Here is a 24289-nt window from a genome sequence, read left to right as displayed (position 1 = left end):
CCGTGGAAGACGCTTCGCGCCCGGAGGGTCCGCTCCACCCGGCCGCGGACGTGGACTGGCCGGCCCTCGAAGCCGCCGCCGTGTCCGCCATGAAGAACGCGTATGCGCCGTATTCGAAGTTCGCGGTGGGGGCAGCTGCCCTCACCGCGGACGGCAGGATCGTCAGCGGCTGCAACGTCGAGAACGCCAGCTACGGCCTGACACTGTGCGCGGAATGCTCCCTGGTGGGCAACCTGCACATGACCGGAGGCGGGCTGCTGCGCGCCTTCTACTGTGTGGACGCCGGCGGCAACATCCTGATGCCGTGCGGACGCTGCCGCCAGTTGCTGTACGAATTCCGGGCTCCCGACATGGAGCTGATGACAACGCAGGGAATCAAAACCATGGACCAGGTGCTACCCGACGCCTTTGGTCCCCAACACCTGGAGGAACCCCGGTGACCCCAACCCCGAGCAACACTGAAGCGTTCGACGCCGTCGACATCATCCGCATCAAGCGGGACAGGGGCGTCCTGAGCCCGGCGCAGATCGACTGGACCATCGACGCCTACACCCGCGGTGCGATCGCCGACGAACAGATGGCCGCCCTGAACATGGCCATCCTGCTCAACGGGATGGACCGCGCGGAAATATCGCGCTGGACCGCCGCGATGATCGCATCCGGCGAACGGATGGACTTCTCCGGACTGAGGCGTGCCGACGGCAGCGTGAAGCCGACGTCGGACAAGCACTCCACCGGGGGAGTGGGGGATAAGATCACGCTGCCGCTGGCACCGCTGGTTGCTGTTTTCGGCGTGGCCGTCCCGCAGCTGTCGGGGCGCGGGCTCGGCCACACCGGCGGCACGCTGGACAAACTGGAGTCAATCCCGGGGTGGCGCGCAGCGCTGAGCAACGACGAGATGATGGCCCAGCTGCAGGACGTCGGGGCAGTGATCTGTGCCGCAGGCGCCGGGCTGGCACCTGCGGACAAGAAGCTCTATGCCCTCAGGGACGTCACCGGAACCGTGGAGGCCATCCCGCTCATCGCGTCCTCCATCATGAGCAAGAAAATCGCCGAAGGCACGGGGTCGCTGGTCCTGGACGTCAAGGTGGGAAGCGGCGCCTTCATGAAGGACGAGGCCCGCGCGAGGGAACTGGCCGAGACGATGGTCGCCCTGGGCAAGGACGCCGGGGTCAACACTGTTGCCCTGCTGACCAATATGGACACGCCACTGGGACTCACGGCCGGAAACGCCATCGAGGTGGACGAATCGGTGCAGGTGCTGGCCGGCGGCGGCCCGGAGGACGTCGTCGAACTGACCGTCCGCCTGGCGGAGGAAATGCTGGCCTGCGCGGGCGTGCATGACGCCGACCCGCGCGCCGCGCTCAAGGACGGCCGGGCCATGGACGTGTGGAACCGCATGATCGAGGCCCAGGGCGGGGATCCCCGGGCCAAGCTCCCCGTTGCCAGGGAATCCGAAGTTGTCTACGCGCCGGCCGACGGTGTCCTCGTGGAGCTGGACGCCCTGGCCGTGGGCGTGGCGGCCTGGCGGCTGGGCGCGGGCCGGGCCCGCAAGGAGGACCAGGTCCAGGCAGGAGCCGGGGTCAGGCTGCACGCCAAGCCCGGTGCCGTGGTCCGTGCCGGCGAGCCGCTGATGACACTGCTGACGGACACCCCGGAGAAGTTCGGACGTGCCAAGGAGGCCCTTGAAGGTGCCGTGGTGGTTGCGCCGGAAGGCTCCCGGCCGGCGCAGAAACTCATCATCGACCGCATCGCCTGACCACGCGGGTTCTCTCCGGCAGGGTCCCTGCGGTGGCGGCACGGGCCGTCCGCGGACCGGCCGGGGAGAAAACGGGTGGCCCCGGCCGTTAGGAAACTGTGCAGGCTATCAACGACTTCATTCTCGCGGCGGCGGGGCAGCCCTGGGTTCTCCTCCTGGTGCTGGCCTGCTGCGTGATCGACGGGTTCTTCCCGCCGATCCCCAGCGAGTCGGTGGTTGTTGGCCTGGCGGCCGTGGCAGCAACCGCCGACGTGCCCAACCCCTGGCTGCTGATGCTCATGGCCGCGCTGGGTGCATTCGGCGGTGACAACATCGCCTACCTGATCGGACGCAGGGTAGGTACGCGGCGCTGGCGGTGGATGCGCGGACCGCGGATGCAGACGGCCTTCCACTGGGCCGGGAATGAACTGAGGAAGCGGCCGGCGTCCCTGGTCCTCGTGGCCCGTTTCGTTCCGATCGGCCGGGTGGCAGTGAACCTCACCGCCGGCGCCACGCATTTTCCGCACCTGCGGTTCGTGGGGCTGACCGTGCTGTCCGCCGCGCTGTGGTCCTCGTATTCCGTAGCGATCGGCCTGTTTTTCGGGCAGTGGTTCGAGGACAACCACCTGCTCGGTGCCACCATTGCCATTGTCTGCGCCATCTTGCTCGGGATCATTGTTGACATCATGATCAGCCGCTTCCGTGGCCGGCTGCCCGAAGAACCTGCGGAGGAGCCCGCATCAGGTCCCTAGCAGGGGCCATGCAGCGGCCGGCGTACAAGCAGCGCCTGCCCGGAGGAGGCTCCAGTGAATTGTTTTTCTCCCACCGGAGCGTAGCGAATCATGCTTCTGACATGCGACACTAAATAGGATTTCCATCACTTCATAGGAGCAGGGCCCCGCGTGGAATTTATCAATGAGGCAGTGCTCCATGCCGCAGGCCAATGGTGGATTTATCCCATACTGCTGGTGTTCTTTTTTGTCGACGGTTTCGCGATGGTGGTACCCAGCGAGACGCTCATCGTCGCGCTCGCTGCGTTCTCACGCCAGAGCGGCGAACCCAACCTCTGGATTCTCGGGGCCACCGCGCTGGTCGGCGCCATTGCCGGCGACAACATGGCGTACATGCTGGGTCGGAAGATCGGGCTGGAACGGTGGCGCTGGATGCGCAAACCCAAGGTGCAGAAAGTCTTCGCGTGGGCCAATTATGAGCTGGAGAAGCGCGGCGCGGTGCTGATCTTCACGGCCCGGTATATTCCCTGGGGCCGCGTGGCAGTCAATTACGTGGCCGGCACCACCGCTTTTCCGCACCGCAGGTTCTTCATCCTGGATGCCTTTGCCTGCTTTACCTGGGTGGGTTACTCGATCGGGATAGGCCTGTTGGCCAGTTCCTTCCCCTTGCTGCATGACAACCCGTTGCTCGGCGCCGGCATTGCCGTGGTGTTCGCCATCATTCTCGGGATCATCATCGACCACCTGCTGCGCTGGTGGCACAAGCGGCTCGGCCGCCACGACGCCGAAGTCGTGGATGAGTGGCTGGACGGCGGAACCGGCACCGCCCCGGCGGCTGTCCACGGCCACGGGACAGTGCTCGCCGCCCCCGCCGGAGAAGCCGAGGCCAGGGAAGCCTGACGGCTGGCATTACGCGGCCGCCGACCCTAAGGTGGGAACCGTGACTGAGCCTATTCCTGACGCTGCCCCTGCCATCGACTTCGACCTCAAGAGCCTCCCCAAGGTATCCCTGCACGACCACCTGGACGGCGGCCTGCGCCCGGCCACCATCATCGAACTGGCGGAGGCCGTCGGACACACCCTGCCCTCCACCGATCCGGTGGCGCTGGGGGAATGGTTCCGCGAGTCCGCCGACTCCGGCTCCCTGGTCCGCTACCTCGAGACCTTCGACCACACCATCGCCGTGATGCAGACCAAAGAGGGCCTCTTCCGGGTGGCCAAGGAATTCGTCGAGGACCTTGCCGACGACGGCGTGGTGTACGGCGAAGTGCGCTGGGCGCCCGAGCAGCACCTGCAGAAGGGGCTGACGCTGGACGAAGTGGTCGAAGCCATCCAGGAAGGGCTCGACGCCGGCGTGGACGCCGTCGCCGAAACCGGCCGGGAAATCCAGGTGGGCCAGCTCATCACGGCCATGCGCCACGCGGACCGCGGCCAGGAGATTGCCGAACTGGCAGTCCGGCACCGCAACAACGGAGCCGTGGGCTTCGATATTGCCGGTGCCGAGGACGGCTTCCTGCCGGCCCGCTTCCGGGATGCCTTCACGTACCTGGCCCAGCACAATTTCCCCGCCACGGTCCACGCCGGCGAAGCCGCCGGCCTGGAAAGCATCCAGTCAGCCCTTGTTGACGGCCGTGCCCTGCGCCTGGGCCACGGCGTGCGCATCGCCGAGGACATCACGGTCGAATTCGACGACGAAGACGCAGAAGAGGGAGACGACGCCGACGACAACATCGGCATGGTGACCCTTGGCGAGCTTGCCAGCTGGGTCCGCGACCGCGGCATCGCCCTGGAGATCTGCCCGTCCTCCAACCTGCAGACCGGCGCCATCGCCGGCTTCGGCGAGGGCATCGAAAGCCACCCGCTGGACATGCTCTACCAGATCGGCTTCAACGTCACCATCAACACCGACAACCGGCTGATGAGCGGCGTGACCCTCACCGACGAGTTCGAACTGCTTGTGGAGACCTTTGACTACGACCTGGACGATCTCCTTGAGCTGACACTCAACGCCGCCGAGGCCGCGTTCCTGCCGCTGGAGGAAAAGGAAGCCCTCGTTGAGTACATCAACGACGCCTACGCCAATCTTGCCTAAGGACGGTCCGGGCCAGGCCGCCTCAGGGGTCGACTCTTTGGCGGCAAGGATAGCCGCCCTCCGGGAACACTGCCCCTGGATGGGGGCACTGACCCACGAGTCCCTCGTGGAGTACCTCCTCGAGGAAGCCTTTGAGGTCGCCGAAACAATTGAAACCGGCGCCGACGAGGCAGAGCTCCGCGATGAGCTGGGCGATGTGCTGCTCCAGGTGGTGCTGCACGCCCGCCTCGCAGAGGAACGCGGGAGCTTCGGCTTCGACGACGTCGTCCAGGGGCTTGAGGCGAAGCTGATCCGCCGGAATCCGCACGTGTTCCGGCCGGACGGCTCGCTGCAGGACACCTTCCCCGCCAGCGTGGCGGAGATCGTCCGGAAATGGGACTCCATCAAGCGGGCCGAGAAGCCGGAACGCGGTGATCCCTTCGAAGGAATCCCGCAGGCACTTCCGGCTCTCGCCCGGGCCCAAAAGTCACTGGACCGGGCCGGGCGGGCAGGCATCACTGCGGCCGCACCCGTCCCCTCAGTGGGTCAGCTCGTCGGCGCCTTCGCCACTGAGGATGAGCTCGGGGAGTTTCTCTTCGAGCTCGCCGCCGCCGCCCGAACCAGGGATTTCGACGCCGAACGCGCCCTCCGCGGGGCCGTCCGGCGTTACCAGGACAGCCACCGCCCTGGTCACCCGGCTACGCCCCGGACGGGATCATGACGTCCGGGTTCTGGATAGGTTTCCGTAACGTGCACCACTCTCGACTACGCTAGTCCCTGACGAGGACGTCGAGTTTTTCCGCTAGTTTCCCAGTAAATCGCTTCACCATAAGGAGCATATTCATGGCGCTTATCGATGCCATCCACGCCCGCGAGATCCTCGATTCCCGTGGCAACCCGACCGTAGAAGTCGAAGTTCTGCTGTCCGACGGCCAGATCGGCCGCGCAGCAGTCCCCTCCGGTGCTTCCACCGGCGAACACGAGGCCGTTGAACTCCGCGACGGAGACAAGGGACGCTACCTCGGCAAGGGTGTCCAGAAGGCCGTTGACGCTGTCATCGACCAGATCGCTCCGGCCCTGACCGGCTTCGACGCCACCGACCAGCGCAGCATCGACCAGGCCATGATCGACCTGGACGGCACCGCGAACAAGGGCAAGCTCGGCGCCAACGCCATCCTGGGTGTTTCCCTGGCCGTGGCCAACGCCGCTGCAGCTTCCGCTGACCTGCCGCTGTACAAGTACCTGGGCGGCCCCAACGCGCACGTCCTGCCGGTTCCGCTGATGAACATCCTCAACGGTGGCTCGCACGCCGACTCCGACGTGGACATCCAGGAATTCATGATTGTCCCGATCGGCGCCGAGACCTTCTCCGAGGGCCTGCGCTGGGGCGTTGAGGTCTACCACAACCTCAAGTCCGTCCTGCAGGCCAAGGGCCTCTCCACCGGCCTCGGCGACGAGGGCGGCTTCGCTCCGAACCTGCCGTCCAACCGTGCCGCCCTGGACCTGATCCAGGAAGCCATCAAGAACGCCGGCTACACCCCGGGCAAGGACATTGCCCTGGCACTGGACGTTGCCTCCTCCGAGTTCTTCAAGGACGGTGCCTACCAGTTCGAAGGCAAGGCACTTTCCGCCACCGAGATGAGCGCGTACTACGCCGAGCTCGTGGCCGACTACCCGCTGGTTTCCATCGAGGACCCGCTGGATGAAAACGACTGGGAAGGCTGGAAGACCCTCACCGACTCCATCGGCGACAAGGTCCAGCTCGTGGGCGACGACCTGTTCGTCACCAACCCGGCCATCCTGCAGCGCGGCATCGACACCAAGACCGCCAACTCGCTCCTGGTCAAGGTCAACCAGATCGGCTCCCTGACCGAGACGCTGGATGCAGTGTCGCTGGCCCAGCGTGCCGGCTACACCACCATCACCTCGCACCGCTCCGGCGAAACCGAGGACACCACGATTGCTGACATCTCCGTTGCCACCAACGCGGGCCAGATCAAGACCGGTGCCCCGGCACGCTCCGAGCGCGTTGCCAAGTACAACCAGCTGCTGCGCATCGAAGAGGAACTCGACGACGCCGCACGCTACGCCGGACGCAGCGCATTCCCGCGTTTCAAGGGCTAGCCTCCAAAGAAACAGCTGACCGGTGGCTATGGTTGAAAGACCATGGCCACCGGTTCTGTTTGTGCCAAGGACCGGTTCGCGGCCAGAACTGAGCACAGCACGGACCATTCATTACAGGAGTGTCATGGCCACCCGCCGTCCCAAGGTTCCCCGGGCCACGCCCGCGGCGCGTCAGTCCAAGGACGCCGACGACGGCGCTGAAGTCATCCGCGCGGATTTCGGCGCGACGCGGCACCTGCCCGCCGCCGAGGCCAAGGCGCCCGCTGCCCCCGGGAAAGCCACCACGGCAGGCCGTCTGGGGGCGTCGGTCAAAGCCGGGGTTGCTGCCGGCAAGCAGGCCGCGGGCCGTCCGTCCCGCAGCCAGTCAGCGGGCCAATCCACCCAGGCGTCCGGGACAAATGCCTCGGAAAACCAGGATCCCGTCCCCGCCAAGGCCTTTTCCGGACGGATGCTTGCCCTGGCCGTGGTCATGATTGCCATCACCATCATGCTTGCCCCCACAGTCAAGATCTTCATCGACAAACGGGCCGAGATCGCCGCGCTTGAGGCGGATATTGCGGCACGGCAGGCCGAACGGGACAACCTGAAACTCCAGGTCTCCCGCTGGCAGGATCCGAACTACGTGAAACAGCAGGCCCGCGATCGCATTAACATGGTTATGCCGGGAGAAACCGGCTACTGGGTGTTTGGCAGCGATCTGCCGGCCGGGACCGCCAGTGGCCAGGCCGGAACAGGATCAGCACAGGACCCGGCCAACCTGCCATGGGTGGACTCGCTTTGGGAGTCCATCAGGCGTTCGGCAACAGACTAGAGGCGGTGCCCTCCGCCGGCTGTCCCACGGGTCAGCCTCCAAGGGCAGGAAGGCGGCCGCGCCAGTGGACCAGCATGCAGTGGGCGAAAATGCCCTGGACGGGAACCCTGTCGAGGAAGACGCACCAACCGTGTCGGCTTCCAGCCACCCGTCTGCCCGCGACCTGGACGTCCTGAGCCGCCAGTTGGGGCGTCCCGTACGCGACGTCGTCGAGATCCCGGCCCGCTGCGTCTGCGGCAACCCCTTGGTCGCGGCGACGTCACCCCGGCTCAGCAACGGAACACCGTTCCCCACCACGTTCTACCTGACCCACCCGGTCATTACGTCGGCCGTGTCCCGCCTCGAAGCCGCCGGCCTGATGAACCGGATGAACGAGCGCCTCTCCGCAGACTCCGGCCTCGCCGCGGACTACCGCGCGGCACACGAGGCCTATCTCGTGTCCCGGGCGGAGATTGGCGAGCGGTCAGGCATTGGAGCCGTCCCCGAGATCGACGGGATCTCCGCCGGCGGGATGCCCGCCCGCGTGAAGTGCCTCCACGTCCTGGTGGGCCATTCCCTCGCTGCCGGCCCCGGAGTCAATCCGCTGGGCGACGAAGCCGTTGCTGCCATCAGCGAATGGTGGACAGCGGACCGCTGCTATTGCGACGGCGCCTGGGACACCGGGGGAGAGGTGCCCTCAAAGGACCTCAGCCGCCACGGGCCGCAGGGACTTCCGGACATCGTGGGCCGCCCGGCTCCCGTACGCAACACCCAGCGGCACGCTGAAGAGACCACCGAAGACTCCACGGAGGCCGCCAAGTGACAAGGGTTGCCGCCATCGACTGCGGAACCAACTCGATCCGACTCCTAATCGCGGACGTGGACGGAAACGGGAGCAGTTCCACGCTCACCGACGTCGTGCGTGAAATGCGTGTGGTCCGGCTGGGCCAGGGCGTGGACGCAACAGGCGAACTGGCCCAGGAGGCCCTCGACCGGACCTTTGCGGCAACGTCCGACTACGCCGAACTTATCCGTGAGCACGGAGCCGGGAAGGTCCGCTTCGTCGCCACCTCCGCCACCCGCGACGCCCGCAACCGGAAGGTGTTCGTGGACGGCATCCGCGAGATCCTGGGCGTGGAACCCGAAGTCATTACAGGCGACGAGGAAGCCGCGCTTTCCTTCGCCGGCGCCAGCAGCGTGCTTCCGTCCCGGGGCGCCGCCCCCGTGCTCGTGGTGGACCTTGGCGGCGGCAGCACCGAATTTGTCCTCGGCGACGCCAGCGGCGTCATCGCCGCCAAATCCGTGGACGTCGGCTGCGTCCGGATGACGGAACGCCACCTTCGTAACGACCCGCCATCGGCGGAGCAGATCGCTGCGGCGGAGGCCGACGTCGACGCCGCCATCAGCGAGGCGGGGCTGGCCGTTCCGCTGGACCGCGCCACCGCCGTCGTTGGCGTGGCAGGGTCGGTCACCACTATTACCGCCCATGCGCTGCGGCTGCCGGAATACTCGCCGGGGATCATCCACGGTACGGAACTTCCCCTTGGCACTTTTGGCGAAGCCTGCACGGATCTCCTGGAGATGTCCAAGGCCGACCGTGCCGGACTGCCGTACATGCACCCTGGCCGGGTTGACGTCATCGGCGCCGGCGGCCTGGTCTGGCGCCGTGTCTTGGAGCGCCTGGCCGAGGTGACGGAGGGCAGGATCACTTCGGCTGTGGCCAGTGAACACGATATTCTCGACGGAATTGCCCTGAGTATCAGATCGTGACGTGGCATCAGCCAATGAAGACGCGCCGGCCGGATTCACCATCCCGCCGGTACCACGCGACCGCAGCCTGCCACCGTGCCGGGCCGCCAGATGTAGAGCCGATTGGACCCGAATGACCAGAGCAACAGCCCGCTGGGGCCGGACGGCCTCCGCCGTGACTGCGGTGGCCCTTGCCGCAGGAAGCCTGGCGACGTCGCTGATCGCGGCGCCGGAAGCCCGCGCCGATTCATGGCGGGACAAGGAATACTGGCTGGCCGAGTCCGGCATCACCAAGGCGTGGGAGGTCTCCAAGGGCGCCAACGTCAAGGTGGCTGTCATCGACAGCGGCGTGGACGCCAAGCACCCTGACCTGAAAGGCGTCGTTGTTGGGGGAAGCGACGCTTCCGGGGCCGGCAGCGCCGACGGGCAGAAGAGCATCGGTTCAAAGCCGGAGCACGGGACGCTGGTGGCAACAATGCTGGCGGGCCGCGGCCACCAGCCGCCGAAGTCCACCGCCAGTCCCGGGGCCAAACCGGCACCCGGCCCGGACGGCATAGTGGGCGTCGCCCCCGAGGCGCAGATCCTCTCGGTTTCCACCTGGCTTGGATCTTCGAATCCCGGCGGGAAGAGTGACCAGGAACAGATTCCCGCCGCCGTCCGCTGGGCGGTCGACAACGGCGCCCGCGTGATCAACATTTCGCTGGGCAGCACCTCGCCGGAGTGGCCGCAGAGCTGGGACGCGGCGTTCCTCTACGCCGAACAAAAAGACGTGGTCATCGTTGCGGCCGCCGGCAACCGCGTGGGCGGCAACGTCCAGGTGGGGGCGCCGGCAACCATCCCCGGCGTACTGACGGTGGCAGGGCTGGACCGCAAGGGTGCTGCCAGTGTGGACGCCTCATCCCAGGGCATCAGTATCGGCGTGGCGGCGCCGGCGGAAAACCTGATCGGAGGCATGCCCGGCGGCGACTATGCGGAATGGGCCGGGACCTCCGGTTCCACGCCCATCGTGTCCGGCGTGGCGGCGCTGATCCGCTCCAAGTGGCCTGAAATGACGGCCAGCCAGGTCATCAACAGGATTGTCACCACGGCCAAGGACGCCGGTGCGCCGGGCAAGGACCCCATCTACGGTTATGGCGTGCTCAACGCCGAGGCGGCGCTGAAGGACGACGTGCCGGAAACCAAGGTGAACCCGCTGGGCACCGTAGCTGACTGGATCAGGGTCCACCGCCGCGGCGAGCCCGTCGCCAGCACGCCCGCTGTAGCACCCGGTGACAGCCCTACGAGTGCCCCGCCCACGCTTCCCGCCGCCACGATACCCGTGGCCGAGGCTCCGTCCCCGCTGGACAGTGCCGTGCCGGCGATGGTGGTTATCGGCTTCGGACTGCTGTTCGCGGCCATCGTCGCAGGTGCCGCATTCCAGCTTCGAAGGGCATCCCGTAATCCCCGGCGCGTGCGCGACGAGCCGGAGAGCGGAGTACTGGACGCGGTGGACTCCGGCGGAACGTAACGGCCTGCCAGTAGTTAGTGAAGATTTTCACAAACTACTGTATTCTTAAATCATGGCAACAACCCCACAGCTCCAGGACCGTCCCAGGGTACTCGTCGTCGGCGGCGGGTACGTCGGCCTGTACGTAGCCCTCAAACTGCAGAACAAGATCGCGAATGCCGGTGGCATCGTCACTGTCGTTGATCCGCTGCCCTACATGACTTACCAGCCCTTCCTGCCGGAAGTAGCCGGCGGAAACATTGAGGCGCGCCACGCTGTCGTCTCCCACCGCCAGCACCTGAAGCAGACGGAACTCATCCAGGGCCGCGTCACGTCGATTGACCACGCGAACCGGACAGCCGTGGTTGCCCCGTCCGACGGCGGCCCGAACTTTGAGGTGCCGTACTTCGACGTCGTCATTGCCGCTGGCGCCATTACCCGCACCTTCCCGATCAAGGGCCTGGCGGACAAGGGCATCGGCCTCAAGACCATCGAGGAAGCCGTTGCACTCCGCAACAAGGTCCTCGAGCGGATCGAAGCCGGTTCCACCATCACCGATCCCGCAGCACGCGCCCGTGCCCTCACCTTCGTGGTGGTTGGCGGCGGCTTCGCCGGCATCGAGTGCATCACCGAGATGGAAGACCTCGCCCGCGCTGCAGTCAAGAACAACCCCCGCGTCAAGCAGGAGGAAGTCCGCTTCGTCCTGGTTGAAGCCATGGGCCGCATCATGCCCGAGGTTACGGCCAAGCAGGCCGACTGGGTCGTTGAGCACCTGCGCAGCCGCGGCATCGAGGTACTGCTGAACACCTCGCTGGACAGCGCCGAGGGCTCCCTGAAGCTCATCAACCTTCCGGACAAGACCCCGGCACAGGAATTCGAAGCAGACACCCTCGTCTGGACTGCCGGTGTGCAGGCCAACCCGATGGTCCGCTCCACCGACTTCCCGCTCGAGCCGCGCGGACGCGTCCGTGTCCTTCCGGACCTGCGCGTCGCGGGTGACGAAGGCATCATCGAGAACGCCTGGGCTGCCGGCGACATCGCCGCCGTGCCGGACCTCACGGGCAGCGGCCTGCCGGACGGTACCTGCGTACCGAACGCGCAGCACGCCCTTCGCCAGGCCAAGCGCCTCGCCAAGAACCTGTGGGCCTCCCGCTGGGACAAGGAGCTCAAGGACTACAAGCACAAGAACCTGGGCGCCGTTGCCGGTTTCGGCGAATGGAAGGGCGTTGCCAACATCAACCTCCTGGGCCGCATCGGCCTCAAGGGCCCCCTGGCCTGGCTGGCGCACCGTGGCTACCACGGAATGGCCATGCCCACGGTTGAGCGCAAGATCCGCGTCATCTTCGGCTGGATCCTGTCCTTCATCATGGGCCGCGACACCACGCAGCTGATCGACCTGGACAACCCGCGCGGCGCATTCGTCGCCGCCGCCGCTCCGGCACCCAAGCCGGCTGCAGCTCCGGCCGCACCGGCTGCTGAAAAGCCGGCGGAGTCCGGCAGCGCCGGAAGCACCAGCCAGCAGAAGCAGACCGTGTCGGCTGACAACAAGTAGCACGCGAAAGCCGTCGACGGCGGCCGTTCCCCCGGGGGAACGGCCGCCGTTGCTGTTTAATGGCCCCATGACTGGTGAAAAGGACATCCGGACCCTCTTGGCATCCATCCACCCCATCCTGCGGGAGGGTGAGTACGTCTACGCCCTCTGGCCGTACGGCAGGCCGCTTGTTGCCGGCATCGAAGCCGCGGTCCGGGAAGCGGAAGGCCTCACGGTGGTGCTGCCGCGGGCGGAAGCGGACAAGCTGGAGCTTCCCTACGACTTTGTTGCCGCGTGGATCACGCTCGAGGTGCATTCATCCCTCGAGGCCATCGGGCTCACGGCCGCAGTCAGCGGGGCGCTCACGGACGCCCGCATCAGCTGCAACGTCCTGGCCGGATTCCACCACGATCATCTCTTGGTTCCGGTGGCCGACGCAGAACGCGCCCTGGAAATACTCCACGAACTTGCGGCCGAAAGCTCGGACCAGCCCGCGCCCGAACTTGTCCTGCGCAGTGAGCGGCCGGAAGACAGGCCGGCCATCCTGGAGCTGACGGCGGCGGCCTTCTCGGTCTCGCCGGCGACCGGGCTCCCCGTCGACGGCGAACCCGTTGAGGTCGGGCTCCTGAAGGAACTTTTCGACTGCGAGGAGTACCTGCCCCAGTTCAGCATCGTTGCCGAACAGGCAGGCGAAGTGGTGGGCCATGTCATCAGCACGCGGGGTTGGGTGGGTGACCTCGAGCTGCTGGGGCTTGGCCCCATCGGAGTGGTGCCCCGGCTTCAGCGCCACGGGATCGGCTCCGCACTCATGCAGGAAACCGTGGCGCGTGCCAATGCCGCGGGGGAGAGGGGGATTGCATTGCTGGGCGGCCCGGAGTATTACTCCCGTTTCGGATTCGTGCCGTCGGTCTCCCTGGGCATCGAACCGCCGGAGGACCGGTGGGGGGAACACTTCCAGCTGCTCCCGCTGGCCGTTTGGCCCGGAGGTGTCCATGGAAGGTTCCGGTATGCCGGGCCCTTCGAACGGCTCTGACGGGATACCATTGACCGGGCGCCCCAGTAGCCCAATTGGCAGAGGCAGCGGACTTAAAATCCGCGTGTTGTGGGTTCGAGTCCCACCTGGGGTACTTTCCTTTCCTTACGCGCCGTCCTTCCGTGCGCCCTCCTCCGGCATGATCTTGCCGCTTTTCTGCACCTCCGCATCGTGGTTTCCCATATGCAACGACTGTTATAAGGATGTGACCATAGTCACTTATGTTCGCGGGAAAATTGCACTAGCTTGAAGTTAAATCAGGAACACCTGGTAATTCGCATCAAAGGCCGTTCGCACCTTTCGATCGAGGAGACTCTAAATGATTTCACTCCCCCAGGCGGCGCCCCGAGTCGCTAAGCTGACAGCGCTTAGCATCGGCGTCGCCCTTCTGGCTACGGCTTGTGGCGGCTCGTCCACCCCGAGTTCGACAGGCTCCACCACCCCGGCAGCCTCTGGTATTGCGTGCCCGGCGCCCAGCGCCAGCGGCGGCGCCACTACCACGGCAGGCGCCGGCGGCTCGGTTCCCGCCTCGACCACCACCACCGAAACACCGCTCAAGATTGGATCGCTCCTGCCGACAACGGGGTCGCTGGCGTTCCTCGGCCCGCCCGAAATTGCCGGTGTCAACCTTGGCATCAAGGAAGTCAATGACGCAGGCGGCGTACTGGGCAAGCCCGTTGAGGTGATCCACCGCGACTCCGGCGACACCAAGACGGACATCGCCACGCAGTCCACCACTGCGCTGCTCGGAAGCGGCGTCAGCGCCGTCATCGGTGCCGCTTCATCCGGTGTTTCCAAGACAGTCATCAACCAGATCACCGGTGCAGGCGTAATTCAGTTCTCGCCGGCGAACACGTCCCCTGACTTCACCACCTGGGATGACAAGGGCCTCTACTGGCGCACGGCTCCCTCGGACGTGCTGCAGGGCAAGGTCCTCGGCAACTACATGGCGACCTGTGGCGCACAGACCGTGGGCATGATTGTCCTGAACGATGCGTACGGCACCGGCCTGGCGAAGAACGTCAAGTCCGCTTTCGAAGCTGCCGGCGGCAAGGTTGTGGCCGAGGAGCTCTTCAACGAAGGCGACTCGCAGTTCAGCAGCCAGGTGGACAAGGTCATTGCTGCCAAGCCCGACGCCATTGCCCTGATCACCTTCGACCAGGCCAAGAGCATCGTTCCCCTGATGACAGGCAAGGGCATCAAGGCGACCCAGATGTTCATGGTGGACGGCAACACGTCTGACTACAGCAAGGACTTCCAGGCCGGGACGCTGAAGGGCGCCCAGGGCACCATCCCGGGCACGTTCGCCAAGGATGACTTCAAGAAGAAGCTGCTGGCCATTGACCCGGCCCTGAAGGACTACAGCTATGCAGGCGAGTCCTACGACGCCGTCAACCTGATCGCCCTGGCAGCCGAGGCCGCCAAGAGCACCAAGGGCACGGACATCGCCAAGCAGCTCAAGGCAGTCTCCGAAGCCGGCGAGAAGTGCACCGACTTCGCATCCTGCGTCACGCTGCTCCGCAACGGCAAGGACATCGACTACGACGGCCAGTCCGGTCCGGTGACCTTCTCAGACGCCGGTGACCCGACGGAAGCCTACATTGGCATCTACGAGTACCAGGATGACAACACCTACAAGCCGTCCAAGGAAGAATTCGGCAAGCTGTAAAGCCGCCTCCACCTAGACAGCACGGAAGCCCCCGTCCAGCCGGACGGGGGCTTTCTGTTGCGTGAAAAACGAGCGCAGGCGCCGCGCAAGGACCTGCGGAGGCGCCCGGAGGAAGCCGGGGGGCGACCGGCGCAGCGGAAGGCCGCCACCATGCGGTGGCGGCCCTTCTGCAAGCTCCTGGAGGCGGCTTAGACTTCGTCCGCCAAGGTGCCTAGGTAGAGCTGGATGACCTTGGGATCCTTCATGAGCTCCCGGCCCGTGCCCGTGTACGCGTCTTTGCCCTGGTCCAGCACGTAGGCCCGGTCGCAGATCTGCAGGCAGCGGCGGGCGTTCTGCTCCACCATGATCACCGAAACACCGGCCCGGTTGATCTCGTGGACCCGCAGGAAGGTCTCATCCTGCTTGACGGGGGAGAGGCCGGCCGACGGCTCGTCGAGTAGCAGGACCGCGGGCTCCATCATCAGTGCACGTCCCATGGCCACCATCTGGCGTTCACCACCGGAGAGTGAACCGGCCCGCTGGGCGCGCCGCTTGGCGAGCTCAGGGAACAGGCTGGCGACGAACTCGAACCGTTCGGCGAAATCCTTGGGCCGCTGGAACATGCCCATCTGCATGTTCTCCTCGATGGTCAAGGTCGCGAACACATTGTTGTTTTGCGGGACGAAGCCCACGCCCTTGGACACGAGTTTGTTGGCCTTGAGCCCGGTGATGTCCTGGCCCCGGACTACAACAGAGCCTGAGTGCACCTTCACCAGGCCGAACATCGCCTTCAACAGCGTGGACTTTCCGGCGCCGTTGGGGCCGATGATGCCGATCAGTTCGCCTTTGCGGGCTTCGATGCTGCAGCCGTTGAGGATGTTGACGCCGGGAATGTAGCCCGCCACCAGGTCGGTGACCTTGACGACCGCTTGTTCCGCTGCGGCCGGTGTGGCGGCCGCAGCCGCGCTGGTGGCACTCATTCGGTCTCCTTCTTCCTGGGTTCGGTCTCATCGCTCTCGGCGGCAACGACGTCGATGGCAATGATGCCGGCGTCTTCGGTGCCGACGATCGACTCCTCGTCGGCCACCAGTTCGGCTGCCAGCTCCTTGATGCCTTCCGCGTCGCCCAGGTCCACGTCGTGGTGGGCGCCCAGGTATGCGTCGATCACTGCGGGGTTCTTCATGACGTCGACCGGCGGGCCTTCGGCAACGATCTTGCCTTCTGCCATGACCACTACCCAGTCGGCAATGTGGCGCACCATGTTCATATCGTGCTCCACGAATAGCACGGTCATGCCTTCCGCCTTGAGGTTCTTGATGTGGTCCAGGAGGGACTGGGTCAGGGCCGGGTTGACGCCTGCCATGGGCTCATCCAGCATGACCAGCTTGGGCCTGACCATCAGTGAACGCGCCATTTCAAGGAGCTTGCGCTGGCCTCCGGACAGCGACGCCGCGTAGTCGTCCTTCTTCGCGTCCAGCTTGAACTTCGCCAGCAGGACGTTCGCTTGGGCGGTGATCTCCTTTTCCCGGCCGCCCCACAGGCCCTTGAACAGGGCCTTTGAGAGCCGCTCCCCGGGCTGTTCCGAGCCACCCAGCCGCATGTTTTCCATCACGGTGAGTTTGCCCATGACCTTGGTCAGCTGGAACGTGCGGACCATCCCCATTCGGGCCACCTTGTAGGGGGAGACCCCGGCGAGGCTGTTGCCTTCGAACTGCCACTTGCCCGAGTTCGGCATGTCGAACCCGGTAAGGAGGTTGAACAGCGTGGTTTTGCCTGCACCGTTGGGTCCGATCAGGGCAGTGATCTTGTGCCGGGGGATCTCGAGGTACTCGACGTCCACCGCGTTGATGCCGCCGAAGGTGCGGGTCACGTTTTCGGCCACGACGATGGGGTCCCGCTTTTTGCAGCCGGGAGCCGTTTCCCCGGCAGCGATCGGCCGGGAGTCCGTCATGTAGTCGATTTTTTCGGTATTGCCTTGTGTCGGCACATTGAGTTGTTCGCTCATGCGAATGCCAGCTCCTTCTTGTTGCCAAAGACACCCTGTGGCCGGAAGATCATCAGCAGCATCAGTGCGACACCCACGAGGATGTAGCGCAGCTGGCCGGCCTGGACGGTGTTCAGCCAGGTCACGGCGCCGGATTCAATCAGGCCGTAGAGGATGCCCTGGGTAAGTGACAGCACCACCCAGAAAATCATGGCGCCGACCACCGGGCCCAGCACGGTCCCGAGACCGCCCAGCAGCAGGCAGGTGTAGAGGAAGAATGTCAGCTCGGTGCCGTAGTTGGCAGGCTGGACAGCGCCGCGGGGGAGCGTGAAGATCATGCCGGCCAGGGCGCCGAGGACGCCGCCGATGACCAGGGCCTGCATCTTGTAGGCGTACACGTTCTTGCCGAGTGAACGGACAGCGTTTTCGTCCTCGCGGATGCCCTTGAGGACGCGTCCCCACGGACTCCGCATCAGGAGCCATACCAGCGCGCAGCAGACGATCACAAGTCCCCACCCGACTACACGGATGAAGAAGTCCCTGTTGTTCATGCCGAGGTAGGAGCCTTCGGGGAAGGGGTTCATGGAATAGAACCCGCCTTCGAAGGCGGCCAGGCCGTTGGCGGAACCGGTCACGGAGGTCAGCTGGTTGGTGGTGACGATGTAGCGGACGATTTCCGCTGCCGCGATGGTGACGATGGCCAGGTAATCAGCGCGCAGGCGCAGGGTTGGTATACCCAGCAGCAGGGCGAAGATCGCCGAGCAGAGGACGGCGATGAGCAGGCCGATGAAGAACGGCACGCCGAAGGTCAGGGTGGAGATGGCGAAACCATAGGCGCCCACCGCCATGAAGCCGGCCTGGCCGAAGTTCAACAGGCCGGAGTAGCCGAAGTGAACGGCGAGGCCGAGGGCGGCAAGCGCGTACGCCGCCGTCGTCGGGCTGAACAGTTCACCGGCAGCGCTGGAGAAAATAAATCCGAAGTCCATGGCTGTCTCCTAACCCACGCGCTCGCGACGGCCGAGGATGCCCTGTGGCCGGAACAAGAGGACAACAATCATGATGAACAGTGCTCCCACGTATTTGAGGTCGGCTGCAAGGCCGAACACGGTGGTCAGCTCCACAAAGATGCCGACGATAACGGATCCGATCAGTGCACCGAAGACGGTGCCCAGGCCGCCAAGGGTCACACCCGCGAAGATGAGCAGCAGGATCTGTGAACCCATGTCGAACGTAACGCCCGGCCGGTAGTAGGCCCAGAGGATGCCGCCGAGGGATGCCAGCATGCCGCCGGCGACCCAGACAATCCGGATCACGTTGTCGACGTCGATGCCGGAGGCTGCCGCGAGGGCCGGGTTGTCGGCGACCGCACGCGTCGCCTTGCCCAGCCGGGTCTTCAGCAGGATGATGCCGATCAGGGCGATGACGACGGCACTGATGATGAGCGACCACAGATTGTTGGGCGAGATGGATACGGGCCCGATCTGAATCTCGGCGCTTTGTGCGTACGGCAGCTGCTGGGTGGATCCGCCGAAGTAGAACTGTATGACGTAGCGGACTGCCAGTGCGAGGCCGATGCTGACAATCATCATCGGCACAAGGCCGGTCCCGCGGCGGCGCAACGGCTTCCACAGGCCGGCATCCTGGACGTAGCCGAACAGACCGCCGCCCAGCAGGGCCAGGATGATCGCCAGCCAGAACGGAAGGCTCATGGCGTTAAAGGCGAAGACCAGGACTGCGCCGAAGGTGACCATTTCGCCATGGGCAAAGTTGGTGAGCCCCGTGGTTCCAAAAATCAGCGAGAGTCCGACGGAGGCCAGCGCCAGCAAAAGGCCGAAGCTGAGACCGGCCACGAGCCTGTTGAGCAGGTTCTGGCCGAAGTCCTGTTGCTGGACGACGATGCCTTTGCCGAAGGCGAAGATCACGGAGAGATTGGAAGTCTGGCTGAAGGTGACGGTGCGGGGATTTTCCTGGCCGTCGGCGAGCTTGATGCCTTCGGGGAGCGTGGATTCGTCCAATTCCACTTCATAGGTGCCCTGGACCGGGACTCCGATGGTCCAGGAACCGTTGGCGCCTGATTTTGCGGTCCCGGTGAAATCGCCGCTTTTGGCGGTGATCGTAACGTCAGCGATAGGGGCGCGGGCATCGTCCCGCAGGAAGCCGCTGATGCTGTTCTGGAACTGCTGGTTCGACGGGGATGGTGTCGGCGAGGGGGTGGTGGCCTGCGATGCCGGGGCAACGACGAGCAGAATTGCGACGACGGCGGCGAAAATAGCCCCCACAGCCTTCAGCAATCCGCCGCGCCGTCTGAGCGACAGGCCTCTCGGTGTGCTTCTCAAAATGAAAACCTCCACATGGGGGTGGTCTGGGTTGCGCCTTTACAACCACTGCGAACGGAGCAGGAGACCGATCATGGCGCCAAATATGCGGTAGACAAACCGAATATCTTGTGATGTTGGTCACCCTGCTTGGGCTTATGTTACAGCCAGCAGGCCCCAAAGAAGCCCCGCGTAGGCACGCCTAAGATAGCGATCGGATAACAACCGTGAAGCCCAGCCTGAGAATTAATTCAGTTCAGCTAAAGAAAACTTTTGTTGAGTCTGCGTGTCCCTAAACAGTCGTCCGCGTGCCGGGGGCTGGGGCCGGGCGCGGGAAACCTCCCCTGGCGGCGGTGGCCCATGTCACGGTTGGGCTTCGGGTGCCCCGCGGGGGGAACTATCCCTGCCGCCCGTACGTGGAAATTGGTACCTTGAACTATAAGGATCACCACCTACCCCCTTTATTTGGAGGACACCCGCAATGGCACTTGGCGGAAACCCGATCTTCAACGGAAAGAATTTCCGTGGAGCCACCCAGGCACCGCCTGTTCCGCAGGCTCAGTACGGCCAGAACCCCTACGGTCAGCAGTACGGCCAGGCCCCTGGCCGCGCCCCCGGTCAGGTCATGGACGCGCAGGGCGGCTGGATGGCCCAGCAGCAGAACATGACCCATGATCAGCTGCAGCAGATGTACAACCAGCCGGCAGCCGGCCCGGCGGATACCGGGCGGATGACTTTTGACGACGTCATCATCAAGACGGCCGCGTGCCTCGGCGTGCTGATTGCCGGTGCGGCTGTGACGCTGTTCGTGAGCATGCCGCTGGCCTCGCTGCTGATGATCGTCGGCGCCCTGGGCGGCTTCGTCCTGGCGCTCGTCAACACCTTCAAGAAGCAGCCGTCGCCGGCGCTGATCCTGGCGTACGCAGGGCTGGAAGGACTCTTCCTCGGCGGACTCACCCGCGTCCTGGACACGATGTACCCGGGAGTCGGCCTGCAGGCCGTCGTCGGCACGCTGTCCGTCTTCGCGGTGACGCTGCTCCTGTTCAAGAGCGGCAAGGTACGTGCCACGCCCAAGGCCATGAAGTTCTTCATGATCGCCATGGCCGGCTACGCCTTGTTCTCCGTGGTGAACCTGGTCATGATGATGACGGGTCTGACGACTGAACCGTTCGGCCTGCGCAGTGGAATCATTGGCGTCGCCATCGGCATCCTGGCGATCGGCCTGGCCGCGTTCTCGCTGGTCATGGACTTCACCAGCATCGATGAAGGTGTCCGCAACGGAGCCCCGGAACGGTTCTCCTGGACCGCAGCTTTCGGCCTCACTGTCACCCTGGTCTGGCTGTACGTGGAGATCATCCGCCTGTTGGCGATCCTCCGCGGCGACGATTAGGACCCAAGCCGGCGAACGTCGTCGTGCTGTAGTTGGAAAGGCCCCGCCAATCGGCGGGGCCTTTCCCTTTGGCGGCGAGTTTCCTTTCGGCTTAGCTAAGCCGCTCGAACACCACTGCCATTCCCTGGCCGCCACCAACGCAGAGTGTGGCGAGCCCGAGCGTGGCATCGCGCTCCCGGAGTCCGTTCAACAGTGTGGTGGTCATGCGGGCTCCGGTCATGCCGAACGGGTGCCCGAGGGCAATGGCCCCGCCGTGGACGTTGAGCCGTGCATGGTCGATGCCGAGTTCACGGGCGCTGGCCACCACCTGCACGGCGAACGCCTCGTTGAGTTCCACGAGGTCGATGTCCCCGATGGCCAGCCGCGCCCGCTCCAGCGCCACGCGGGTGGCTTCCACGGGGCCCATGCCCATGAGTTCTGGGGAGAGTGCGCTGACACCTGTGGACACAATCCGTGCCAGCGGCTCCAGCCCGAGTTCACTGGCCCGGTTGGCGCTCATCACCACCACGGCGGCCGCCCCGTCATTCAGCGGGCATGCATTGCCGGCGGTCACCGTCCCCTCGCTGCGGAACACCGGCTGAAGCGCGGCAACTGCCTCGAGGGTGACTCCTGCGCGCGGGGAGTCGTCCAGCGCCACGACCGTGCCGTCACGGCGGGTGTACGGAGTGATCTCGCGGGCAAAGAAACCCGAGGCTATGGCAGCCTCCGCGCGGTTCTGGCTCAGGACCGCCCAGGCATCCTGCTCGGCCCGGCTGATCCCGTAGGTGGTGGCAACGTTTTCCGCGGTCTGTCCCATTGCGATATAGATGTCCGGCAGGCGCCCGCCCAGCCGCGGATCGGTCCAGGGCGTGTTGGATGCAGCCCGCGCCGCGGTGCGCCGCCGTGCTGAGTCGAAGAGCGGGTTGTGCGTGCCGGCGTCGGTTTCGCCCGCGCCGGCCCAGTTGGGGTACCGGGACACGGCCTCGACGCCGGCAGCCACGAACGCGTCACCTTCACCCGCCTTGATGGCATGGAAGGCCATGCGGATGGTCTGCAGGCTGGAGGCACAGAACCGGTTGATGGTGGCGGCCGGAACGCCGTCCAGGCCAGCGAGGATGGTGACCACCCTGGCCATGTTGGAGCCCGCTTCACCGCTCGGTTCGGCGCAGCCCAGGTAGAGGTCGTCCAGGCCCCTGCCGTCCGTGCCGTGCGGATTGAAGGAGGGGATTTTGTCCAGCGCGGCCGTGACCATCGCCGCGGCCAGGTCATCCGGCCGCTCGTCCTTCAGGGATCCCTTGAAAGCGCGTCCGATCGGGCTTCTGGCGGCGGAAACAATGACAGCTTCTGACATGCGCCCAGCCTACGCCCGAGCTACACGAGCCGCATCGCCCCGGCCGCCGGAGTCACCGTGAAGATGTCCGGCTTCCGGTATCCCGCGCGGGCGAAGGCCTGTTCGACGGCGGTGCGCACCTCTTGCTCCGCCGACAGCGGCGTGAGGGCGATCGCCGCGCCGCCGAAGCCGCCGCCTGTCATGCGCGCACCGATGGCTCCGCTGCTGCGGGAGGTGTCCACCGCCAGGTCCAGTTCGGGGCACGAAATCTCGAAATCGTCCCGCATGGAACGGTGGCTGGCATCGAGCAGGGGCCCGATGGCGCCCGGTCCGGCACTGCCGAGCAGTTCCACGGTCTGCAGGACGCGGTCGTTCTCGGTGACGACGTGGCGTACCCTGCGGAAGGTGACTTCGTCCAGGAGGCCGGCGGCTTCGTCAAGGTCCTCAACGCCCACGTCGCGGAGCGCCTTGACGCCCAGGACTTCGGCCCCGAGCTCACATGAAGCGCGGCGGGAGGCATAGCCGCCGTCGGAGTGTGAATGGGAGACCTTCGTGTCGATCACCAGCAGGACCAGCCCGGCCGGTTCGGTCTCGAAGGGGACGAGCCGGACACTTTGGTCCCTGCAGTCGAGGAAGACGGCGTGGTCCTTGGCGCCGCGGAGCGAGGCGGACTGGTCCATGATGCCGGTGGGGGCTCCGACGAAGTCGTTCTCGGCGCGTTGGGTGGCCAGGACCATTTCCTCGTCCTTGAGTCCGGCGCCCGTCAGGTCGTTGAGGGCGGAGATCACGGCGCACTCAATGGCATGGGAGGAGGAGAGCCCGGCGCCGAGGGGAACGTTGGAGTCCAGCAGCAGGTCAAGGCCGGGCACCTTGATGCCGCGCTCCTGCAGGGCCCAGATGACGCCGAGGGGGTACTTGGTCCAGCCCTTGGCCCGTGAGCCGTCCAGCGACGCGGTGTCCGCCGTCGTCATGCCCTGGTCGCCGTATGTGGACAGCAGGCGAACGGTTGAATCGGGGCGGACGCGGACCGCCACCCGGGCTGTCCTGTCGATGGCGAACGGGAGGACGAAGCCGTCGTTGTAGTCGGTGTGCTCGCCGATCAGGTTCACGCGGCCCGGCGCCTGCCAGACACCGTCCGGGGCGGAACCGAAGGCGTCCTGGAACCGTGCCGCGAGGTCACTGCTGCCCAGGTCGCCGTTGCTGAGTGGGGCGGTCATGCGTGTGCGCCTTCCGGGAGTGGGTTGAGTGCTGATGCGGGAACCGTGACGGTGCGTAGCCGCTCCGCCACCAGTTCGGGGGTGGTGTCGTTGATGAAAGCACCCATGGCCGCTTCGGAGCCGGCCAGGTATTTGAGCTTATCCTCCGCCCGGCGGGGGGAGGTCAGCTGCAGGTGGAGGTAGCCTGCCGGGCGCAAGAGCTCATCGAGCGGGGCCTGGTGCCAGGCGGAGATGTACGGAGTGGGCGTGGGGTAAAGGGCATCGAGCCGTTTGAGCAGATCGAGGTACACGTGCGCCAGTTCGTCTTTTTCCTCTCCGCTGAGGGCTGCGAGGTCGGGCACCTGGCGGTGCGGAACCAGGTGCACTTCCAGCGGCCAGCGGGCCGCGAACGGGACGTACGCGCTGAAATTCTCGCCTTCCAGGACCATGCGGCTTCCGTCCTCGCGTTCCGACCGCAGGAGCGAGCCGGTCAGCGTCTGCCGGCCGTCGGCGTCGTCGTAGAATTTCCGGGCTGCAGCGCCCATCACTGCTGCGCGCGGCGTGACGTAGGGGTAGGCGTAGATCTGGCCGTGCGGGTGGTGAAGGGTCACACCGATGTCAGCGCCGCGGTTCTCGAACGGGAAGACCTGCTGGATGCCCGGCAGCGCGTTAAGCGCCCTGGTGCGGTGCGCCCAGGCCTCCACAACGGTGCGTGCCCGCGTTTCGCCCAGCCCGCTGAAGGACCCGGTGTGGTCGGGAGTGAAGGACACCACTTCGCAGCGGCCGAAGGCGGTGCCGGTGGTTCCCCAGCCGGCGTTGCCGGGAACCGGTCCCAGTGCCGGCCCCAGGGAGGGGAAACGGTTCTCGAAGACGACGACGTCGTAGTCCGGCGCCGGGATCTCCGAGGGGTTGGCCGGAGTCGTCGGGCAGATGGGGCACTGGTCCGCCGGGGGCAGGTGCGTGCGGCTCTGGCGGTGCGCGGCCACGGCCACCCACTCGCCGGTCAGTGCATCAAACCTGACTTCGCCCGGCTCGCTCCTGGCCGGCAGCTCGCGGCGGTCGGGGGTCTCCTCCGGCCTGCGGGTGCTCTTTCCGGGCGTGGCGTCATCGAAATAGAGCAGCTCCCGGCCGTCGGCGAGGTTGGTGCTGGTGATGTGTGTCATGCGTCTTGTCCTTTGCGAGCGGCTGCCATCG

The 24289-nt window shown here is 65.7% G+C and carries 22 protein-coding genes and 1 tRNA gene; 16 read left to right on the top strand and 7 right to left on the bottom strand.

All coding sequences use genetic code 11. From position 1 onward, the window contains the following. Window positions 1-2 precede the first annotated feature (2 nt). From AC1DRE_RS12200 to AC1DRE_RS12130, 15 genes are all read left to right on the top strand, one after another. Window positions 3-440 carry a cytidine deaminase gene (locus AC1DRE_RS12200; RefSeq protein ID WP_476984878.1) on the top strand — a complete coding sequence of 146 codons (438 nt, stop codon included), beginning with the start codon at window positions 3-5 and terminating at the stop codon, window positions 438-440. Continuing rightward, window positions 437-1759 carry a thymidine phosphorylase gene (locus tag AC1DRE_RS12195; RefSeq protein ID WP_476984877.1) on the top strand — a complete coding sequence of 441 codons (1323 nt, stop codon included), beginning with the start codon at window positions 437-439 and terminating at the stop codon, window positions 1757-1759. The genes AC1DRE_RS12200 and AC1DRE_RS12195 overlap by 4 nt, the downstream gene beginning before the upstream one ends. 98 nt (window positions 1760-1857) lie before the next feature. After that, window positions 1858-2490, top strand: a complete 633-nt coding sequence (locus AC1DRE_RS12190; protein ID WP_476984876.1) for a DedA family protein — start codon at window positions 1858-1860, stop codon at window positions 2488-2490. 150 nt (window positions 2491-2640) lie between these two features. Beyond that, window positions 2641-3369, top strand: coding sequence for a DedA family protein (locus AC1DRE_RS12185; RefSeq protein WP_476984875.1), 729 nt, complete (start codon window positions 2641-2643; stop codon window positions 3367-3369). Window positions 3370-3409: 40 nt separating this feature from the next. Continuing rightward, window positions 3410-4561: an adenosine deaminase gene (locus tag AC1DRE_RS12180; RefSeq protein WP_476984874.1), complete on the top strand. Its 1152-nt coding sequence runs from the start codon at window positions 3410-3412 to the stop codon at window positions 4559-4561. A gap of 79 nt (window positions 4562-4640) precedes the next feature. Continuing rightward, window positions 4641-5261: a MazG nucleotide pyrophosphohydrolase domain-containing protein gene (locus AC1DRE_RS12175; RefSeq protein ID WP_476984873.1), complete on the top strand. Its 621-nt coding sequence runs from the start codon at window positions 4641-4643 to the stop codon at window positions 5259-5261. A 122-nt stretch (window positions 5262-5383) separates the two neighbouring features. Beyond that, window positions 5384-6664, top strand: a complete 1281-nt coding sequence (gene eno / locus AC1DRE_RS12170) for a phosphopyruvate hydratase (RefSeq protein WP_104172754.1) — start codon at window positions 5384-5386, stop codon at window positions 6662-6664. A 124-nt stretch (window positions 6665-6788) separates the two neighbouring features. Continuing rightward, window positions 6789-7475, top strand: coding sequence for an FtsB family cell division protein (locus AC1DRE_RS12165; protein WP_476984872.1), 687 nt, complete (start codon window positions 6789-6791; stop codon window positions 7473-7475). Window positions 7476-7605: 130 nt separating this feature from the next. Further along, window positions 7606-8277, top strand: a complete 672-nt coding sequence (locus AC1DRE_RS12160; RefSeq protein ID WP_476984921.1) for a DUF501 domain-containing protein — start codon at window positions 7606-7608, stop codon at window positions 8275-8277. Beyond that, window positions 8274-9224 carry a Ppx/GppA phosphatase family protein gene (locus AC1DRE_RS12155; protein ID WP_476984871.1) on the top strand — a complete coding sequence of 317 codons (951 nt, stop codon included), beginning with the start codon at window positions 8274-8276 and terminating at the stop codon, window positions 9222-9224. Before AC1DRE_RS12160 ends, AC1DRE_RS12155 begins: the two co-directional genes overlap by 4 nt. 112 nt (window positions 9225-9336) lie before the next feature. Beyond that, window positions 9337-10710, top strand: a complete 1374-nt coding sequence (locus AC1DRE_RS12150; protein WP_476984870.1) for a S8 family serine peptidase — start codon at window positions 9337-9339, stop codon at window positions 10708-10710. Window positions 10711-10762: 52 nt separating this feature from the next. Continuing rightward, on the top strand, window positions 10763-12241 hold the full coding sequence (locus tag AC1DRE_RS12145; protein ID WP_476984869.1) for an NAD(P)/FAD-dependent oxidoreductase: 1479 nt from the start codon (window positions 10763-10765) through the stop codon (window positions 12239-12241). Window positions 12242-12308: 67 nt separating this feature from the next. After that, a complete protein-coding gene (locus AC1DRE_RS12140; RefSeq protein WP_476984868.1) occupies window positions 12309-13253 on the top strand; it encodes an N-acetyltransferase in 945 nt (314 codons plus the stop codon). 20 nt (window positions 13254-13273) lie between these two features. After that, window positions 13274-13347: transfer RNA gene (locus AC1DRE_RS12135), tRNA-Leu, on the top strand. A gap of 225 nt (window positions 13348-13572) precedes the next feature. Then, window positions 13573-14922 carry an ABC transporter substrate-binding protein gene (locus AC1DRE_RS12130; RefSeq protein ID WP_476984867.1) on the top strand — a complete coding sequence of 450 codons (1350 nt, stop codon included), beginning with the start codon at window positions 13573-13575 and terminating at the stop codon, window positions 14920-14922. Window positions 14923-15110: 188 nt separating this feature from the next. Here AC1DRE_RS12130 and AC1DRE_RS12125 read toward each other — a convergent pair whose 3' ends face one another. From AC1DRE_RS12125 to AC1DRE_RS12110, 4 genes are read right to left on the bottom strand one after another with little or no spacing between them, the layout of a single operon-like run. Next, the gene (locus AC1DRE_RS12125; RefSeq protein ID WP_476984866.1) at window positions 15111-15881 is read right to left on the bottom strand and encodes an ABC transporter ATP-binding protein; all 771 of its coding nucleotides are present in this window, start codon (window positions 15879-15881) and stop codon (window positions 15111-15113) included. Then, the gene (locus tag AC1DRE_RS12120; protein ID WP_476984865.1) at window positions 15878-16906 is read right to left on the bottom strand and encodes an ABC transporter ATP-binding protein; all 1029 of its coding nucleotides are present in this window, start codon (window positions 16904-16906) and stop codon (window positions 15878-15880) included. The genes AC1DRE_RS12125 and AC1DRE_RS12120 overlap by 4 nt, the downstream gene beginning before the upstream one ends. Next, window positions 16903-17871, bottom strand: a complete 969-nt coding sequence (locus AC1DRE_RS12115) for a branched-chain amino acid ABC transporter permease (RefSeq protein ID WP_476984864.1) — start codon at window positions 17869-17871, stop codon at window positions 16903-16905. The genes AC1DRE_RS12120 and AC1DRE_RS12115 overlap by 4 nt, the downstream gene beginning before the upstream one ends. 9 nt (window positions 17872-17880) lie before the next feature. Continuing rightward, the gene (locus AC1DRE_RS12110; RefSeq protein ID WP_476984863.1) at window positions 17881-19164 is read right to left on the bottom strand and encodes a branched-chain amino acid ABC transporter permease; all 1284 of its coding nucleotides are present in this window, start codon (window positions 19162-19164) and stop codon (window positions 17881-17883) included. Window positions 19165-19681: 517 nt separating this feature from the next. Here AC1DRE_RS12110 and AC1DRE_RS12105 point away from each other — a divergent pair. Beyond that, a complete protein-coding gene (locus tag AC1DRE_RS12105) occupies window positions 19682-20590 on the top strand; it encodes a Bax inhibitor-1/YccA family protein (protein ID WP_476984862.1) in 909 nt (302 codons plus the stop codon). A gap of 91 nt (window positions 20591-20681) precedes the next feature. Here AC1DRE_RS12105 and AC1DRE_RS12100 read toward each other — a convergent pair whose 3' ends face one another. From AC1DRE_RS12100 to galT, 3 genes are read right to left on the bottom strand one after another with little or no spacing between them, the layout of a single operon-like run. Then, window positions 20682-21920, bottom strand: coding sequence for an acetyl-CoA C-acetyltransferase (locus tag AC1DRE_RS12100; protein ID WP_476984861.1), 1239 nt, complete (start codon window positions 21918-21920; stop codon window positions 20682-20684). A gap of 20 nt (window positions 21921-21940) precedes the next feature. Next, window positions 21941-23116, bottom strand: coding sequence for a galactokinase (gene galK / locus AC1DRE_RS12095; RefSeq protein WP_476984860.1), 1176 nt, complete (start codon window positions 23114-23116; stop codon window positions 21941-21943). Next, window positions 23113-24258, bottom strand: a complete 1146-nt coding sequence (galT, locus tag AC1DRE_RS12090; RefSeq protein WP_476984859.1) for a galactose-1-phosphate uridylyltransferase — start codon at window positions 24256-24258, stop codon at window positions 23113-23115. Before galT ends, galK begins: the two co-directional genes overlap by 4 nt. Window positions 24259-24289 lie beyond the last annotated feature (31 nt).

The sequence above is a fragment of the Arthrobacter sp. P4_H3 genome (assembly GCF_056400885.1).
The sequence above is the reverse complement of the archived record's forward strand: the minus strand, read 5'-3'. Positions and strand labels throughout refer to the sequence as shown.

What these genes read in the sequence shown, in the direction of transcription:
- AC1DRE_RS12175 (WP_476984873.1), top strand. Translation starts at nt 4,641, where the DNA reads ATGGGGGCACTGACCCACGAGTCCCTCGTGGAGTACCTCCTCGAGGAA.
- eno (WP_104172754.1), top strand. Translation starts at nt 5,384, where the DNA reads ATGGCGCTTATCGATGCCATCCACGCCCGCGAGATCCTCGATTCCCGT.
- AC1DRE_RS12165 (WP_476984872.1), top strand. Translation starts at nt 6,789, where the DNA reads ATGGCCACCCGCCGTCCCAAGGTTCCCCGGGCCACGCCCGCGGCGCGT.
- AC1DRE_RS12150 (WP_476984870.1), top strand. Translation starts at nt 9,337, where the DNA reads ATGACCAGAGCAACAGCCCGCTGGGGCCGGACGGCCTCCGCCGTGACT.
- AC1DRE_RS12145 (WP_476984869.1), top strand. Translation starts at nt 10,763, where the DNA reads ATGGCAACAACCCCACAGCTCCAGGACCGTCCCAGGGTACTCGTCGTC.
- AC1DRE_RS12140 (WP_476984868.1), top strand. Translation starts at nt 12,309, where the DNA reads ATGACTGGTGAAAAGGACATCCGGACCCTCTTGGCATCCATCCACCCC.
- AC1DRE_RS12130 (WP_476984867.1), top strand. Translation starts at nt 13,573, where the DNA reads ATGATTTCACTCCCCCAGGCGGCGCCCCGAGTCGCTAAGCTGACAGCG.
- AC1DRE_RS12125 (WP_476984866.1), bottom strand. Translation starts at nt 15,881, where the DNA reads ATGAGTGCCACCAGCGCGGCTGCGGCCGCCACACCGGCCGCAGCGGAA.
- AC1DRE_RS12120 (WP_476984865.1), bottom strand. Translation starts at nt 16,906, where the DNA reads ATGAGCGAACAACTCAATGTGCCGACACAAGGCAATACCGAAAAAATC.
- AC1DRE_RS12115 (WP_476984864.1), bottom strand. Translation starts at nt 17,871, where the DNA reads ATGGACTTCGGATTTATTTTCTCCAGCGCTGCCGGTGAACTGTTCAGC.
- AC1DRE_RS12105 (WP_476984862.1), top strand. Translation starts at nt 19,682, where the DNA reads ATGGCACTTGGCGGAAACCCGATCTTCAACGGAAAGAATTTCCGTGGA.
- AC1DRE_RS12100 (WP_476984861.1), bottom strand. Translation starts at nt 21,920, where the DNA reads ATGTCAGAAGCTGTCATTGTTTCCGCCGCCAGAAGCCCGATCGGACGC.
- galK (WP_476984860.1), bottom strand. Translation starts at nt 23,116, where the DNA reads ATGACCGCCCCACTCAGCAACGGCGACCTGGGCAGCAGTGACCTCGCG.
- galT (WP_476984859.1), bottom strand. Translation starts at nt 24,258, where the DNA reads ATGACACACATCACCAGCACCAACCTCGCCGACGGCCGGGAGCTGCTC.